Here is a 14,501-nt window from a genome sequence, read left to right as displayed (position 1 = left end):
CGGAAGTCCACATGTTTTCTTGCGTCACGGCTAATCCCAACACAAAATCTTTAGTTCAATCTATATAGTCCTCCTGCACAAAATTCAGCACCCGCTCATCAACTGCGGCCGCAGCACCAAGGTCCGGCTCCGCCGTCAATTCGACCGCGGGCTCTTCGGGGCAGCTGTGCAGCTCCAGCAGAACCAGCTCATTGGCGCCTTCGCGCAGCAGCGGGCCGGGAATATACAGGGCGCGCTGCGGTCCGGCACTCCAGTACCTTCCCAGATTAAAGCCGTTAATCCAGGCTACTCCCTTCCCCCAGCCGTCAAAGCGCAGGAACGTATCCTCGCGCGCGGCGGCCATGAAAGATCCTCGGTAGAACGCAGGACGGCCGGTGTGCAATTGTTCGTGTACCGCTGCCTGTGTACCTGGTTCTGTGCCCGGACTGGGGCCCGGTTCAGCACTGGATTCAGTGCCCTGCTCATCACCCGCTAACTTTCGTCCAGTCATAACTTCAGCACTAAATTCCCTGCCTGGTTCAGAAGCGGACCGAACGTGTAAATCAGCATCCGATTCATTTCGCCCGGTGCCTGGTTCAGCACTTAACTCGATACTTAATTTGTTTCGTTCGGTGCTTGGTTCTGCATTTGGTCCTGCGTTTGATCCTGCTTTCGGCTCTACCTTTAACCCTGCGTTTGTTTCGATTCCCTCTTTTACTGCTAAATCTTCCCGATCAGCCTCGCCAACCCCGCGGTAACGCACCCGCTCCAGCAGCTCCGGCTCCATCGGCAGCGTAGAGATTGTCCAGTTGAACTGATACTGGTTGTCGATCAACACACCCTCCGTTATGCCTTTACGGTCGCTGAGCCAAGGGCCGTAATTGACCCGGCCCATATTCTCGACCAGAATATCCAGTCTCGCGCCTTCGGGCGGAACCGTCAGGCTGAGCGGCTGCGGGTTCCAGCGCTCCACCACGCCGAGCGGCGCGCCGTTCAGGAAGACCTGGGCCCGGTCGCGCACCTCGCGCAGCTGCAGCTGCTGCCCGGTGCGCGGGCCTTTGATCCAGGCCGAATACAGGATGAAGCCGTAATTCTGGCCCATCTCCTCCATTGTCCGGGTTGTGACCGACTCTGCGCTGACCCCGGCTAAATGCTCCGCCTGTGCCAGCAGATCGGCGGACTCCGTCAGCTTCACCACACCGATCGCCTGCTTCGGCTGCGGCGCGGGAAGCTCCCCGCCCGGCGACACCCCGTGCTTGTCCAGCACGGCCCGGATCGCCTGATATTTCTCCGTAATATCGCCCCATTCCGTCAAGGGGGCATCATAATCATAGCTGGTTACGGTCGGCTCATAGCCTGCGATATGATTGGCCCCGCTGTAGAAGCCGAAGTTGGTGCCGCCGTGGAACATGTACAGATTGACCGATGAACCCTGCTCCAGCATTTCGTCCAGGACGGCGGCCACGTCGGCCGCCTCACGCACATGATGCGGCTCCCGCCAATGGTCGAACCAGCCTAGCCAGTATTCCATAACCATTAAGGGTTCATCCTGCCGGTATTCGCGGAACTTCGCGAAGGACTCGGAGACGCGCGAGCCGAAATTAACGGTCGCATGCAGCCCCTCTACCGTCCCTCCGAGCAGCATCTCGTCGGTTGGCCCGTCCGAGGTGAACAACAGGCAATCTACGCCTCTGCGGAGCAGCCCCTCCCGCAGATATTCCAGATAGGCCGTATCGTTGCCGTAGCTGCCGTACTCGTTCTCCACCTGCACAGCGATTACCGGCCCGCCGTTCGTACCGAGCAGCGGCACGAGGCGCGGAATCAGCTCATCGTAGTAACGGTCGACCTTCTCCAGATAGGCCGGGTCCATGCAGCGCAGCGCCATGCCCGACTTTAGCAGCCAGGCCGGCAGACCGCCGAACTCCCATTCTGCGCAAATATACGGGCTGGGACGCAGAATAACATGCAGCCCCAGCCGCCCGGCCAGCCGGACGAACCCTTCAATATCTGCCATTCCGCTGAACCGGAAGACCCCTTCCTCCGGCTCATGGAAATTCCACGGGATATAGGTCTCCACCGTGTTGAAGCCGCAAGCCTTCAGCTTCAGCAGCCGGTCCTCCCAATACTCCGGCACCACCCGGAAATAATGCAACGCTCCGGCAAGGATGCGCAGCTCCCCGCCATCCAGCCAATACTTCTGATCCTTCCAGGCCAATCGGGCCATGGCTGTTCCTCCCATCTGTCCGCACAGCCGAAGAGCTCCGAAGGAAGCCTCATGGCACTCTCTTCGAAGCTCTCCGGGTCAAGCGCGTCTTCTGATCTCTTTATTTGCTTTCTTTCTCATTGATAATTTTGGTCGCTTCATCGACCATCCACTTCTGTACATCGTCGATGGATTCATTGCTCAGCATAAACTTGCTGAAGCCGTCGCCGACAATCTTGGTCAGCTCCGAGGTCGATACGGTAATGACACTGGAAGCGTCCAGATATTCGATGTCCTCGCCGAAGAGCGTGCTCTGCAGCGATTCCACATCGTACAGCTCGGCATTGTCGCCGATTAGGCGGTCCAGGACGGCCTGATTGTCCGCTTTTTTCCAGCCGGAGAATTCGGTTCTGGCCTCGGAATCCGCTGTCGTCATGTAACGCATCAGCTTGAAGGAAGCTTCCTTATTCTTCGAAGTTGCTCCCATCACCACCTGATTGCCGCTGGTGAAATACTTGCCGCCTTCATAATCCTTCGGCTCGGCGCCTGCCGGCGGCAGCGGAACCGGTGCAAAAGCGGTCTTGAAGTCATGCGGGTACTGCTCCAGATTGGCCGGGTCCGGAATCGTCCAGCTGCCGCTCAGCACCATGGCCGCTTCTTCGTTGAAGAATTCGGTCCGGTAGTTCAGCTTGGCCGCCAGTACATCGGCATACGGCTTCGCCGATTGGTCCACCGTCTCCATGTCTTTGCGGAGCTGGAAGAAGTATTTATAGGTCGGGTCGGCGAGAATTGTGCTTCCGTCATCATAACGGAACGGGTCCTTCATCACCGTCTGCGCCGGAGCGTTCATGTACAGCTCCCAGGTGTGGAAGTAGGAGCCATACCGTTTGTCGACGCCTTCGCCTTTGGTCAGCTTCTTCGCATATTCGCGGTAGTCGTCCCAGGTCCAGCCGTAGGTCGGCACAGGCAGCCCCACTTCATCCAGCGCATCCTTGTTCAGCAGCACATAATTGAAGCTGGAGGTCAGCTGCATGCCGTAAATTTGCTCGTCGATCTTGGGATTGACATAATATTCGTCCTCAGGAACAAGGCCTGCCTGCTCGTAATACTCATCCAGCGGAGCAAGTGCGCCCCGGGTAGCCCGCTCATAGACCGAGCCCAGGTTGGGCAGTGCGATGACGTCGACTGCTTCGCCCGAGGAGATGAGGAAGTCCAGCTTCTTGAGCATTTCGACCGAATCCCCCGGCACCAGCACCACGTGCTCCACCTTGATCTCCGGATTCTCCTTCATGAAGTCGTTCAGCATGCCTTCGGTGGCGACGGATTGGGCTTCATTGTCCCAGTTGTAGTACTTGATCGTCACCGGCTCGCCGGAGCCTGCCGCAGCATTTCCCCCAGTTCCTGTATTTGCCGCAGCGTCCGAATTTGCGGAACCGCCGTTGCCGCAGCCGCCGAGGGCGATGGCTCCCGTCAGCAGCAAGGTCATTGCCACTGTCATCTTGCGTTTGGTTGTGTGTTTCATCCTGCTTCCCCCTTGTACCTAAATGGATGATGTTGCTGAATCCCCCTCAGTATAGCCGCCGCCGCGGACAGCCAAGTGTACAATTTTGAGGGGGAAAGAGGTTATTTTTGACTATCTGCTCGGGGACCAAAAATACTTCATCCGCCTCATATCTGCGCTCCTTAGCCCTTGACTCCGCCCAGCGCGATGCCGTTGATAACCTGCTTCTGCATAATAATGAAGACTGCAAGCAGCGGAATAATGGCGGACAACGCTGCCATCATCATAATGGCGTAATTGTTGGTGTAGTCGTCGCGGAACAGCGTGATCCCGAGCGGAATCGTATAGAGCTCCTTGCTCATCAGGAAGATCAGCGGGTTCTGGTAATCATTCCATGTCCAGATGAATTTGATGATCGCCACCGTCGCCAGTACGGGCTTGCAGAGAGGCAGCATGATTGAAGCGAAGGAGCGCAGGTGCCCCGCCCCGTCGATCCTGGCCGCTTCGAGGTATTCATCGCTGATGTCCATCATGAACTGCCGCAGCAGAAACGTAAAGTAGATCGAGAACATGCTCATCAGGATAATCGCCGCATGCGTATCGTACAGCCCCAGCCAGCGGATGATCAGGAAGCGCGGAATCAGCGTGGCCTGGTCCGGGATAATCATGAAGGACAGCAGCGCCAGAAAGATCAGGTTGCGTCCGCGGAAATGCAGCTTTGTCAGCGCATAAGCCGACATGGAGGAAATCACCAGGGTCAGCACCGTCGTAATGATTGCGACCTTCAGCGAGTTGAAGTAGAAGTCGTAGAAGGGCACGCGGCCCATCCATACCGCCTTGAAATTATAGATAAAGTTGATATGGTCCGGAATCCACTGAATCGGGAACCGCATGACATCCTTTTCGAATTTGAACGCCGCCGAGACCATCCAGATCAGCGGAATCAGGAAAACAATCGAAACCGCGCCCATAATCAGCGTCAGGATGCTTTTGGATAAATGTTTGCCGAGTAATTGCATGTTGAACCCCTCCCCTTAAGCTTCTTCGTTGCGCATTTTCCAGGTTGCCGCGGTAATGACGCCGATGATGGCGAACAGCAGCCAGGAAATCGCCGATGCATATCCCATATCATAGTTGCGGAAGCCCTCTTCATAGATGCGGTACACCAGCACCGTAGAAGAATTGTTCGGACCGCCCTCGGTCAGATAGGAGATGATATCGAACACCTTGAAGGAGCCGATCAGCATCGTAATGAGCAGGAAAAAGGTTGTAGGGCGCAGCAGCGGCACCGTAATCCGCAGGAATTTCCGCAGCGGCGTGGCGCCGTCAATATCGGCAGCTTCATAAATCTCGCTGGAGATATTGGTCAGCCCGGCGGTATAAATGATAATGGTGTACCCCAGACTGGCCCAGGTGCTGATAATCGCGATGGACAGGAGCGAGGTATTCGGGTCGACCAGCCATTTCGGCGGCGAATCAATTCCCAGCTGCAGCAGGAGCTGGTTGACCGGTCCAAGCGACGGATGCAGCAAAGCGCTCCAGACGGCCGCAATCGCGATAATGGACGAAATGTAGGGAATGAAGAAGACGACCTTGAAATAGCTTTTGAGAAAAACACTGTTGTTGATAATGACCGCCAGCACCAGGGCAATGGCAATCGGTATAGGCACGGTCATTACGGTATACAGAAGATTGTTCTTCAGCGCCTCCAGCACGGCAGGGTCCCGGAGCAGCTCGGCATAATTGCCCAGCCCGATCCATTCGATGCCGGACACGCCGGAGAGCATATCCCATTTGGAAAAGCTCAGGTACAGCGAAAATCCAAGTGCGAATACGTTCAGCAGCAGCATGCCGATAATCTCGGGAGCCAGGAACAGCCAGCCGACGAGCGCTTCCTTCCGCTTCGGCGTCCAGAATTTCCTCTTCCCGGGCTCCGGCACCGCTGCCGCGATGTTTTTTACAGCTTCCACTTCCATCACCTCTAACTGATTTGTTGAGATCATCATAAGGGAAGCGCTGCGGCTTCAAGGGCCGGATTCTGACCCGTAAAGAGGACAATTTTGACTTGTTGGGCAGGGCGGGAATTCCGGGGCCGGAGGTAAAAACAGCCGCACCCTCAGGTGCGGCAGCGGACATTCGGAAACAGCCTTACGGCGTACGCCGCAGTTGCTTCCGGCTCTTGTAGTCGCTCGGCGTCATTCCGGTATATTTCTTGAATACCTTGGAGAAATAAGCCCGGTCGGAATAGCCTAGCGCCATGGCCAGCGTTTCGAGGGTCTGCCCCGAGTTCTTCAGCATGTTGGCGGCGATTTTCATTTTGTACTGATGGACATAATCGGTGAAGCTGAGTCCGGTCAGCCGCTTGAAATAGCGGGAGAAATAGCTTGGATTCAAATACAGGAACTGTGCGATATCAATGGACGTAATGTTCTCGGCCAGATGCTGGTCAATAAACGCCTGGATCACCTGGAGCCGGGGCTCCCGGGCATGAACGCCGTTTCCGGCCGCCGTCTGCTGCTCCCGCAGCAGATGCTCCAGACGGGCAGCGGCCAGCTCCAAAGCATCCTCCATCGTCCGCGCTTCCCCGATGTAGAAGTACATATCCTCTTCCGGCTTCCGCCGGGCGAACAGCATTTCCGCGCTGCGCAGCAGCGCCACCAGCTCCTCGATGAACTCTCCGGGCTCAATCTTCCGGCTCCTCGCCTCGCTGCCGAATTGCTCCAGCACCTCGCGGAGCGTAGCTGCATCCTTGTCCAGAATGTGCTGCTCCAGCCTGCTGCGGAACGCTTCCCCGAAGCCCTGCGGCGCCGGGTAATAGACGCGGTCCAGCACCTGACCCATGGCCGCAATCATCAGCGGACTGCCGCCGTAGAATTCAGGGCGGCCCTGCCGGACCTGTTGGTACACGGCCCCGATCGCCTGCAGCGCCAGCTTGTCCGCTACCGCCGCCGAGACCAGCGTCAGCTTCAGGAAGACGGCGCATTGCCGCTGCAGCTCTTCCAGATACGACTGGAGATATGCCGCAGCATTGCCCGCCAGATTGTCCCGGTAGTTGTATAACACGAAGAAATGCTCTTGTTCAATAAACGGAGTGATCCCTTCAAAGCTCTCGGCAATTTCCAGGGCAATATTAAATACCGCATAGCGGATCAGCTGCAGATTACTGCGGTTGTATAACGGTTCATAGGCGGAATAATGCAGATTGACGATGCCGAGCATGAACCAGGGATAGCTCCAGGCTATTCCGAGCTGAGCTGCATGGGCGCGGGTCTGCTCCGGATGGGTTCCGTCCATGACCATCTGCATCAGCGCCCGGCGCAGCAGTCCGGCATGTACGCCCGCTGCAGCCTCAATCCGGTTGCCGGCATCTCTGGCCTTGAGCCGGGCCACCGACTTGCGCAGGCTTTCTTCGAGCTGCTCCGCAGACAGCCTGTCCTTCAGCAGATAATCGTCGGCGTCCAGCTTGAGGGCTGACTGGGCATAGTGGAAATCCTCATGGCAGGTCAGAAAGATGATCCGCACCTCCGGCTTGATCGCCGTAAATTCGGCGGCCAGCTCCAGACCCGATTTCTTGGGCAGCCCGATGTCCGTAATGACAATATCGGGCAGCGTCTCCTTGAACATCAGCAGCGCCTTGGCGCTGGAATACGTGCTCCCGGCCACATGCAAATCCAGCCGTTCCCATTCCACCATCTGCTGCAATACCTTCAGCATCGGGATATCATCGTCGATCAGCATGACTCTGTACATGCCCGCACCTCCTCTGTAAGTCGGTCCTGGCGTTCCGGCGCAGGAAACCGTAAGTGAACTGTAGTGCCGGCGGCTTCACCCGGGCGGAGCTCCAGGCTGGCCGCCGGGCCGAAGGTCAGCCGCAGCCGCTGAATGACATTGCGCAGCCCGACCCGCGGATAAGCGGCATATTCCCCGGAATCCGGTTCATTCAGCTGCCGGTTTAGCCGCAAACGCTGCTCTTCTTCGATGCCGTCGCCGTTGTCGGCGATCTCAATCACTATCATCCCCTGCTCTCTCCAGGCCGTAACTGTAATCAGCGGCTGGTCCTGATCCGCGAGCCCGTGCACAATGGCATTCTCCACCAGCGGCTGCAGCACCAGCTTCGGAACAATCAGGGGCGCAAGCTCCGGTGCAATGAAGAATTTCAGGTCCAGCAGCATCTCGCTGCGCACCTGCATGATATCGGCGTAGTAGCGCAGCAGGCGGCATTCTTCCTCCAGGGTGGCCGGTTCGTTCACCTTCAGGTAAGCGCGCAGCAGGCCCATCAGCGAGTCGATGACGCCGCTGTGCAGCTCGTCGTCATTCAGAATGAGACTGCATTTGATAGAATTCAGTGTATTGATCAGGAAGTGCGGGCGGATCTGCATAAAGAGCGCTTCCAATTCCAGCACCCGCTTCTGCTCCTGTTCCTGCTCGATATTGGCGATCAGCACCTCGATTTCATCGAGCATCTGATTGAAGGAGTGGCCGAGCTCGGCGATGTCGTCCTTGCCGGTGACCTCCAGCCGCATATCGCGGTTGCCCATCGTGAACTGCCGGGCCACACGCTGCAGCTTGCGGATCGGGCTGTGCAGTCTTTGGGCGAACAGCAGCGAAATCACGGAGAAGATCAGCGTGAAGACAAGCACCAGCGCGATGCCGGTATAGAAGGCTCTGGACATCTGGCCGGTCAGCGCTTCCTCGGAGGTCTCGTAGACGAGTGTCCAGTCCGTCTTCTCCAGCGCCTCCTCGCTGCGCAGTACGGAATCCGTGTCCCGCTCCGGATGGAGCAGAATCGCTTCGCCCCCGGCTATCCGCTGCCCTGCGCTGTCGAACAAAGCCGGCGTCCCGAACTCCACCCGGCCGAGCAGCTGCTCGAAGTAAGCCGTGCGGATACCGATCAGCAGCACGGAGGAGTACGGCCGGTCGCCGCCCCCGCCGATGACTCTGGCCATATAATAGGTCGCCTCCCCGTCCTTCACGTCCTTCCCGCCCTCCAGCACTCCCAGCCACTGCAGCACGGCAGGACGGGAGGCATCCACCCGGTCCAGCAGCACGCCCATCTGTTCGTTGATGGCACTTAAGTTCTCCGAATCCGGCGAGATGATGAATCCGGCCCGGTTGACCAGATACATGCGGATGCTGTTGTTAAGCGGTTTCGAGGTAATCAGCGAGAAGCTGTCCTTGATCTGCATAAACCGGGTATAGTCGGGATAGGTGCTGATCCGGCCCGTATCGGCAAAATTGTCCAGTGAAGCCTTCAGGCCTGTGTCATTGACCAGATAATGCGAAGCGAAGGTGACGTCGTCGATGGTCCGTTCGATTTCCCCGACAATTACATTCAGCATATTGCTGGTGCTCAGCCGGAACTTCTCGATCATGTTTTGCTTCAGCAGCGTGTATGAGAATATCGAAACCGCCAGGATCGGCAGGATGATGAACAGCAGAAAGGACAGCTGTATTCTCCGGTAATACGTAAGTTTGAACATGGATGCACCGCACCTTCTTGGATGGGACTAAAGCAGCTTTTCTCCCATTGTAACAGCTCCCGCTGCAGGTTGGACATCCCCGGAGCGGCTAAATTTCAGCACATTAACTTTTCTATTTAATCACCTTAATCTTTGTCCCCGCGCTTCCCGGTTCAATGACTACGACCTCACCGAACACCTGGTGGCCCGCCACGATATACGAGTCGGCATGCACCGCCGGAGGACGGTGACTGATCAGCACGAGCCGCTCGGATGCATCCGGCAGCATAATGCGGAAGGCTTCTGCCTGTGAAGGCTCTACCTGCTCGCCGCTGTAACGGTGGACCGGAAGCTTCTGCAGCGAAGGAAGTTCCGTCTCTCCCGCCGGCTGCGGATACAGCCACTGTGCCGACGAAACATGGCCGCTGCCTTCCGCCTCATACACGGCGCAACTGCACTGCTCTTGCAGATTGTACTCGTAGGATATGCGGCTTTCTTCCAGCGATACCTTCAGGCCGTGCTGCGGGGCAGGGACAATGCACAGATTGGCGGCAGCTTCCGACCGGCTGCGGACAATTCCGCTCTCCGGAGAGAGCTGGACCGGGCCGGGCGGGAAGTGAAACCGCTGCTTGAGCCTGTGCTATCCCCTTCCCTCCGCACTGTCCACCAGCAGCCAGCCGTAAGGCTTGATGAACAGGATTCGTCTGCGCGGGTAGACGGGAACCTCCAGACGGCGGTAGCCGTCATGCCCGGCTTCGGCATAATCGAATTCCGGCAGCGTCACCCAGTGGATTCCGGCCGGGGAAGCCACGGCCCCGTATTGCCAGGTGTCGATCACTTCCGTAAAATCCGTATCATCCACCACAAAGGTGTTGTGGGCGGAGGGCCGCTTGAGTGTCTGCCGCAGCGGCTCGGAATCGCTGTAATTATACCGGCCCAGATCGGTCAGCAGGCTGCGGCCATAGGCATGAATATCAATGTGCAGCGAATCGGCATGACCGTGCCCGCCGCCGAGCGGCGCGCAGCGCAGCAGCAGATATAAGGCTTGCCGGTCCCAGTCTGTACGCATGATATAGTTGCCGGAATGCGTGTACGCCTGCGACAGCTCCTGCGGCGGCTTGGCAGACATCCCTGCATATTGCCGCAGACCTGACCTTCCGAACAGCCAGGCGTTGTCGTAATCCAGGCGCTCCCCGCCTCCGAACCGCAGCACAGGATCATTGAACAGCAGCGCGGCAGCCGCCATGAGCGGCGCAACCGCCAGCCGGTCGCTGTCTCCGGTCATCGGCTGGCCGCCGTCCGGCTGAGCGATGCCGAGCGAGGCATGCGCCGCGGCCTGGACCGTATTCAACACTGCCGGTTCCAGGCTGATTCCTCCCGAATGGGCTAGATGAATCATCTCCAGATAGCTGGACAGCACCTCATGGTGATAGGTCGGCGACTGCTCCCAGTGCAGACCGTCCGGTAATATTTGCAGCGACGCCGTTGTACGCATCCGTTCCAGCGCCAGGTCGCTCCAGTGCTCCGAGAGGCGGAGCTCCGGCAGAAAGCGCGCGATATGGAGCAGGCCGCAGCACTCCAGCACACCCCAGTTGCTGATATTCTTCCAGCCGCTATAAGGGGCTGCCAGATACTCCGCATGCACGTAAAGCGCATGCAGGCATTTCACCAGCAAGCCGGGGGTGAAGCTGGGGCTGTGCAGCACATAGGACAGTGCCTTGGTCCAGTTGGTGCCGCGAAGCCCGGCTTCAATGCTGCGCCAGGTCAGCACCTCCCCCGGACCCGCCGGCAGCGGATTGCGGCCGATCCAATCCTCCAGCTGGCCGCACAGACCCTCGGCATAACGTTCTTCGCCCGTCAGAACATACATTTGTCCCAGTGCCACCCAATAGCGGTGGCGGTTCAGCATATACGCCCACTCCACATCGCCGGCCGGCACGTGATTCCAGTCAATGGCCCCGGTGAAGGCCACCGGTATTTGGGTACGCTCCATATCCATCGGGAACCGGAACCGGAAGGTCTGCTCCAGCACTTCATCGGCTGTAGTCCTGCTCAGCGCAAGCTCGTCTGCACAAGATGCCCGGATATGCGCGGCCACCGCTTCACGGTCGGCTGCATCGGGATATCCAGCCGGCATCTTCCGGCCTGCGAAGTAGGCCATGAGTTCGGCGGCGGCTAGTTCGGGCCGATTCTGGCGCAGCGCTTCCTTTACCTTGTCCAGGCCCGGATACGCCAGGTTCAGCAGCGGAAGTAATGCTTCGATTGCAGACGGCGAAATACGTGCAGCGCCGTCCTCACTTCCTACAGCACTACCTGCATTCCTTGCAGCGCTGTCCCCACACCCTACAGCGCTGTCCTCACTTCCTACAGCACTACCCGCATTTCTTACAGCGCTGTTCCCACACCCTACAGCGCTGTCCTCACTTCCTACAGTTCTACCCGCATTTCTTACAGCGCTGTTCTCATTTCCTTTAGCACTATCCTTATTTCCGCTCATACCAGTAGCCCCCGATTCCACGCTCCAGCCGCAGCAGCGTCTCCAGATAGAAATAGTCGCCCCAGATCATATACTCATCGGGAGCCAGTCCGCCCCGCACATGATAGGAGCCGTGCTGCAGCAGCCCCTCGGCACTGTCGTCACCGGCAGTAGAATAATTGTGCACGAGCGATGTCATAGATTGGTTCAGGCCTTCCTGAAGGTACGCATACACAGGATCTTCTTCCTTCAGATGGTCCAGCAATTCGGCCAGCCCAGCGGCGGCAATGGCCGACGCCGAGCTGTCGCGGTAAGGCTGCTCCATTCCGGGCGGCAGGGCGAAATCCCAGTAAGCGACATGGTCAGCAGGCAAGTGCTGCACAAAGTACAGGGCCATCCGCTTCGCCGTCTCCAGAAACGCCGGGTCTCCGGTGTACCGGTAAGAAAGGGCGAATCCGTATATGCCCCAGGCCTGCCCTCTCGCCCACGTCGAACCGTTCGTATACCCCTGATGCGTCGCTCCGCCAATCGGCTCTCCTGTCTCCGGATTGAAGAAGAAGGTATGATAGGAGCTGTCATCTCCTCTGACCAGATATCTTCTGCTCTTGCGGGCCTGCTGCTCCGCAGCGTTCCGGTACAAGGGGTTATCGGTCTGCTCCGATGCCCAGTAGAGCAGCGGCAGATTAAGCAGGCAGTCGATAATAATGCGGCCGTTCTCCGCCGCGTCATCCTTCCGGCCCCACGCCTGCAGATATCCGCCCTGTTCCCGCCAGCGCTCCATCAGCTTGTCCGCAGCGCGCAGCGTCAGCTGCCGTGCCTCTTCATCGCGTTCGACGATCCACTGCGCCTTCGCCGACAGCGAATACAGAAACCCGATATCATGATGATCCAGCACCGTGCCTTCATCCATTCTGCGGTGGAAGCTCTCCACCGTATGCCTGGCGGCCTCCCGGAGCTGCGGATCGCCCGTGTATTCGCAGGATAGCCAGAGCATCCCGCTCCAGAACCCGTTCGTCCAGTCGTCATTGCCGATCAGTGCATACTGCTTCCCCTCGCCTACATGCGGATATCGTCCGTCAAACCGCGCAATATTGCGCTGCACCTTCTGAACCGCATCTTCAATGGCGGCCTTCCACATCTCTGATTCCCCCTTAACAATACCTGCCTGTTTGCCTAATCGTATAGGATGGAGACAGGCCGCACGGGGAGAACTTTTGCCGGGAGCGTGTGTAATTTTGACTTTTTTGTTGAGGCAGCCGGATTAAAAGCTACACTTTAAGACACTGCCCTTCTTATGATTGATGTAACATAGTGACTATATTTTGCGCTTAAAGTTCATCTCGTCTCTCACACGTTTCTGTGAATTTCCAATGAATTGTGGTCGGTTTTTCATACACATATGGCTCGATTACCGCTGCAACAAAGAATTGTGGTCGGTTTTTCGTACACATTTGGCTCGATTACCGCTGCAACAACGAATTGTGGTCAGTTTTTCATACACATTTGGTCCATTTCTCCATGCAGCAGCGAATTGTGGTCGGTTTTTCATATACATATAGCCCGTTTACCCACGCAGCAGCGTATTATAGTCGGTTTTTCGTACACATTCGGAGCATTTAGTCCATTTACTCACGCAGAGCACATTGTGGTCGGTTTTTCGAATTCGGGAATGGTCGCCGGCACCGCCCGGCATCGCGTATTGTTTGTCGCAAGGGTACGTGCAAGAATGCATTGCACCATATCAGCCAATTCCCTTCACGGACGGGGTCTACATCATTCAGGATGCGTACGTACATTCCATTCTTTATGGCCGCATGCGAAGGTGGTTGTGTAGAGGGGGACATCCGCCTAATTCATAAATGATATTTCTAGAGTAAAGGGCTGGATTCAAACCAGCCCCTCCTCATCAAACCGTACGTGAGGTTTTCCCTCATACGGCTTTCCGATGCTTGTCATTCATGGGCATGCAGATTACAATAGCGTTTTTAGTCCATACATGCTGGCTATATACTTGACTTCAGATCGTGAACTCATCCATCTCCTGCGTTGTCTCTTCTTTGCATACCACCGGGTGAACCGTTGCAGAATATACCAATCCAGCTTGGCTAACCTCTTTTGGCTGTAGTTCGTGTAGTAATAATTTCTCCATCCCTGAATTTTCGGATTGAGCCATTCTACATGTTCCGCGAAAGATTTAGAACGCATGCCGGGCGGTGCTAATCTCTCTTTGACCACGCTTCGTATACGTTCCTCTGCCTTCTTCGTTAGCCACTGCTGTGTGGTATAGTACATCTTCCCTTGAGAAGTTTCTGCTTTCGTTTTTCGGTGGTGCATTCCTAAGAAGTCGAACCCTTCGTCTCCTGTCCATAGCCCTACTATGCGGGTTTTGGTTGGGTGGAGGGTTAACTCTAGACGTTCCATGATTCTGCGTATAAGTTCATACGCATGTTCCGCGTCCTTTTTGGTTTTACAGACCACTACAAAGTCGTCTGCATACCTTGTCAGTTCCCCTAATCCACTTCCGTGTTTCTCCCATAGTCGGTCAAAGTAGTTCAAGTAGATATTCGCCAAAAGCGGTGAGATGACGCCACCTTGTGGCGTCCCTAAATCGGAGCGTCTTACGTTTCCTTCTTCCATGACTCCCGCATGCAGCCACTTCCGTATTAACTTTAGAATCCGCCTGTCATTGATACGCATTTGTACCAATTTCACAAGCTTCTCCTGATTAATATTGTCGAAGTAACCTTGAATATCGACGTCGACTACCCAATTTCCTTTGCGGTTGCAGGCTTTCCGGATTCGATCCAGTGCTCCTTTGGCACTCCGCTTCGGACGAAATCCGAAGGATACTTCTTCGAAGTCTGCTTCAAAGATGGGTTCAAT

The 14,501-nt window shown here is 56.7% G+C and carries 10 protein-coding genes; all 10 read right to left on the bottom strand.

The annotated features are described in order from the left end of the window. Positions 1-55: 55 nt before the first annotated feature. Positions 56-2,203 (bottom strand): glycoside hydrolase family 35 protein, encoded by a 2,148-nt coding sequence (locus tag F1379_RS25665; RefSeq protein WP_239004811.1) that lies wholly within the window; start codon positions 2,201-2,203, stop codon positions 56-58. Positions 2,204-2,303: 100 nt separating this feature from the next. Then, positions 2,304-3,704: an ABC transporter substrate-binding protein gene (locus tag F1379_RS25660; RefSeq protein ID WP_150275324.1), complete on the bottom strand. Its 1,401-nt coding sequence runs from the start codon at positions 3,702-3,704 to the stop codon at positions 2,304-2,306. Between the two features lie 161 nt (positions 3,705-3,865). After that, positions 3,866-4,702 carry a carbohydrate ABC transporter permease gene (locus F1379_RS25655; RefSeq protein ID WP_150275323.1) on the bottom strand — a complete coding sequence of 279 codons (837 nt, stop codon included), beginning with the start codon at positions 4,700-4,702 and terminating at the stop codon, positions 3,866-3,868. A gap of 15 nt (positions 4,703-4,717) precedes the next feature. Next, positions 4,718-5,659 (bottom strand): carbohydrate ABC transporter permease, encoded by a 942-nt coding sequence (locus F1379_RS25650; protein ID WP_203457178.1) that lies wholly within the window; start codon positions 5,657-5,659, stop codon positions 4,718-4,720. A gap of 172 nt (positions 5,660-5,831) precedes the next feature. Then, entirely contained in the window at positions 5,832-7,433 is a 1,602-nt protein-coding gene (locus tag F1379_RS25645) for a response regulator transcription factor (RefSeq protein WP_150275321.1), read from the bottom strand. Then, complete coding sequence (locus tag F1379_RS25640; RefSeq protein WP_150275320.1) at positions 7,415-9,163, bottom strand: sensor histidine kinase; 1,749 nt, start codon at positions 9,161-9,163, stop codon at positions 7,415-7,417. The genes F1379_RS25645 and F1379_RS25640 overlap by 19 nt, the downstream gene beginning before the upstream one ends. A 112-nt stretch (positions 9,164-9,275) precedes the next feature. Beyond that, positions 9,276-9,587 carry a hypothetical protein gene (locus tag F1379_RS25635; RefSeq protein ID WP_150275319.1) on the bottom strand — a complete coding sequence of 104 codons (312 nt, stop codon included), beginning with the start codon at positions 9,585-9,587 and terminating at the stop codon, positions 9,276-9,278. A 195-nt stretch (positions 9,588-9,782) separates the two neighbouring features. Further along, positions 9,783-11,639, bottom strand: a complete 1,857-nt coding sequence (locus tag F1379_RS25630) for an alginate lyase family protein (protein ID WP_203457176.1) — start codon at positions 11,637-11,639, stop codon at positions 9,783-9,785. Then, on the bottom strand, positions 11,626-12,756 hold the full coding sequence (locus F1379_RS25625; protein WP_150275318.1) for a glycoside hydrolase family 88 protein: 1,131 nt from the start codon (positions 12,754-12,756) through the stop codon (positions 11,626-11,628). Before F1379_RS25625 ends, F1379_RS25630 begins: the two co-directional genes overlap by 14 nt. Positions 12,757-13,589: 833 nt before the next feature. Further along, positions 13,590-14,501: group II intron reverse transcriptase/maturase (ltrA, locus tag F1379_RS25620; protein WP_150275317.1), on the bottom strand; the 912-nt coding region annotated here is incomplete at its 5' end.

The sequence above is a fragment of the Paenibacillus tepidiphilus genome (assembly GCF_008635795.1).
In the GTDB taxonomy this organism is placed as follows: Bacteria; Bacillota; Bacilli; order Paenibacillales; family Paenibacillaceae; genus Paenibacillus_AQ; species Paenibacillus_AQ tepidiphilus.
Note: the sequence above shows the minus strand (reverse complement) of the source record. Positions and strands in the feature narration are given on the sequence as shown.